Source organism: Vibrio sp. ER1A, from assembly GCF_000733315.1.
Lineage (GTDB): Bacteria > Pseudomonadota > Gammaproteobacteria > Enterobacterales > Vibrionaceae > Vibrio > Vibrio mediterranei.
The window spans coordinates 1-2,863 of sequence record NZ_JPJA01000066.1 but is presented as its reverse complement, the minus strand read 5'-3'; the positions used below and the strand labels follow the sequence as shown (position 1 = coordinate 2,863).

2 protein-coding genes are annotated in these 2,863 nt (G+C 38.1%); both read left to right on the top strand.

Going from position 1 to position 2,863, the window contains the following annotated elements; translation table 11 throughout:
* Positions 1-189: hypothetical protein (locus tag HW45_RS29925; RefSeq protein ID WP_235225363.1), on the top strand; the 189-nt coding region annotated here is incomplete at its 5' end.
* A partial coding sequence (locus tag HW45_RS04700; RefSeq protein WP_038225284.1) for a phage tail protein occupies positions 180-2,863 on the top strand: 2,684 nt, incomplete at its 3' end. The genes HW45_RS29925 and HW45_RS04700, both read left to right, overlap by 10 nt.

Genomic DNA, 2,863 nt, shown 5'->3' with positions numbered 1-2,863 from the left:
TTAAAAATAGGGTACAAACAAATAAACCCAAATCTAATATCAGATGGCTGCATAGTTATCAGTGGTATTCATTGTTTCTATTATTTCGATGGCTACTTATTTGGAGTAGACCCAAGAAATAAACATTTTAATTATTTTAGAGTTGACCTCGTTGGTCATGATTTTGAGGTATTTCAACCATGGGTTTAGGTATAGGTACTATTGCTGCCATTATCTCCGCTACTAGTGCTGTTGTTTCATTAGCAATGACACTAACTATGCGTCCTGATAATCAAGATATTAAAGATAGTGGTACGTCAATTGACAGAAAAGGGCAGAATAACCCTAAAGTTGTGCCATTTGGACGTTGTATGGTTCCGTCCGTCCGTGTATGGAGCAACGTTAATAACAGCAATACAAGATGGTTAGCGCAGGCTCACTCATTTGGTGTTGGTCCAATTTTAAAGTTTGAACAGGTGTTCATTGACGGCGTTAGATATTTTAACAATCAACCATCAATAGGTACTTGGTACACAGGCAACAGTTCTTCTTGTACGAAAGAGTTTCCAAACTTAGATATGGGTTTACGTCTTGGTGCAAATAAAGAAACTGCATACTCACAGCTATTTGGTCATTCAGACGGTGAATGGGACGCTTCTTGCCGTGGTGACAGGACTGCTTCAGCTTCATTGTTAGTAGAACGTTTCTTAAACAAAGAAGACGATAACGATATTCGTATTATGAGTGACCGTTTCAAGGTTGAAGCTCTGGTACATGGTGTTGCTGTTATCGACCCTAGATTTTCATTAGAAAATCGTACGTGGGTAAATACTGGTAAGAACTCGTACAGAAACCCTGCTTGTGTTCTTTATACATATTTGGTTGATACATACTACGGTATGGGTGTACCTGCTGACGCTATTCATACTCAATCATTTATCGAACTAGCAAACTACTGTGACCAGGCTGGTTTAACATTCGATGGTTACATTGACCAAGGCTCTGATTACGGTCAAATCCTGATTGATATGTGTACAGCATTCGATGGTGTTGCATACGTAGAAGATGGTCAAATCAAAGTGAAGGCTGATAAATCTTCTCCTGCTGTAGCTCATATTACAATGGACGATATGGTTGGTTCATTCCGTTTATCGAATGCTAACGATAGTTCTTACTACAACATTGTTAATTTAGAGTTTATTAATGCTGATACTAATTTTACAGTAGATAAGTATGTACTTCCAAGAGACGTGGCTAATAACGCAATCATTCGTAATGATGGATTCGAAAAGGCTAAAGACATTAAGTTCACATACACTACTGATTTCGGTTCTTTAGAAAAAGTAAAGTTAATCGCTAACAAACATTTAAAGAAAGCGAAGTACCAGCAATCAATTGAGTTTGAAATTGATAACACTAAGAAAGACGTACATCTGTATGACGTTATTGAAGTGACTCAAGAAGATTATGGTTTGAAACGTAAGAAGTATCGTATCAATAAAATCGAAACTTCATTAGACGAAAAGACAACCGTTTCTAAGATTAGTGCTACTGAATACAATGAAAGTGTTTATGACGAAAGTAATTACGACGATGGTATCGGCTCTCCACCAGTTAAGCCACCGACGGTTAAAGTGCCTTCTCCAGTTGGATTATCGTTTGAACAAACTGGGTTTACTACTTCTGGACGCGGTATTCTGTCTTGGACTACTCGCTACAATCGTGAGCATAGAACAGTTGTTGAATACAAACTAAGCTCTGCTACTTCATGGAAACGTGTTTCAGATGTGCTAGACGAAGATTACGAGTTCTCGAATCTTGCTCCTGATAACTATGATTTCCGTGTAATGACAAAGACGTTTATGGGTTCAACTAGCCCATGGGTGTCAATCGTCAACCAGAAAGTAGAAGGTGGTATTACCTTACCAACTCCAACTAATGGTAGTGCAGTGTTTACGACAGGTGATTGTGTTATCTCTTGGGATAATATGAAGACTAAGCCATTGAATGTACCAAACACTGAGTCGTTTGATGGTATCAAGACAGTAGCTGACGTATTCAGTCATTACGAGGTTATCGTATACAAAGGTGCTAGCAATACGTACAAAGAAACCCTTAGCTCGTCTTCTCATACGTTTACATACTCTCATAGTATGAATGCTAAAAGTGGTGTTAATCGTGATTTACGATTTGAAATCAAGATTGTAGCTAAAGATGGTTCTACTTCACGTGGTTTGATTATCGATGCGTTAAATACCCAGATGGCACAACCAAGTGGTGTCAAAGTTAACGGTGAATTAACAGCACTTACAATCAACTTCGATATGCCTACTGATAAAGATTATCAAGCGTCAGATATTCATATTGCTACTACTAATAACTTTACTCCAAGTGCGTCAACTCTTGCGCATACTTCAACTGGAAACATTGTTGTATTGAGTAAGAAGTATGAAGGTGTGCATTACCTTAGAGTAGGGCATTACGATATGTTTGGTAAAGACGGTATGTCTTATTCTGCTGCTATAGCATTTACCATGAAAGACATTGATGACCTGTTAGACGACAGTGCTAACTGGGGAAATATCAATGATAACTTTGATGGTTTGGTGCAAGACGTTGAAGACGCTAAACAAGACATTATCGATAATGCTACTGATATTCGTGAGGCTAATACTACGATTGGTCAGCAAGGTGCACTTATTAATCAAAATAAGACAGCAATTCAAGGTGTTGCAGGTAATCTAGCAGAGTTTGAAGAAACGGTTGAGGCTGATTTCAATGGCGTTAATGCATTAATTAACACTAACAAGACAGCAATTGCAAACGCTAATAAAGCAATCGCTTCATTAGATACTGAATTAACTGGGCTTTGTTGCCGAAATCG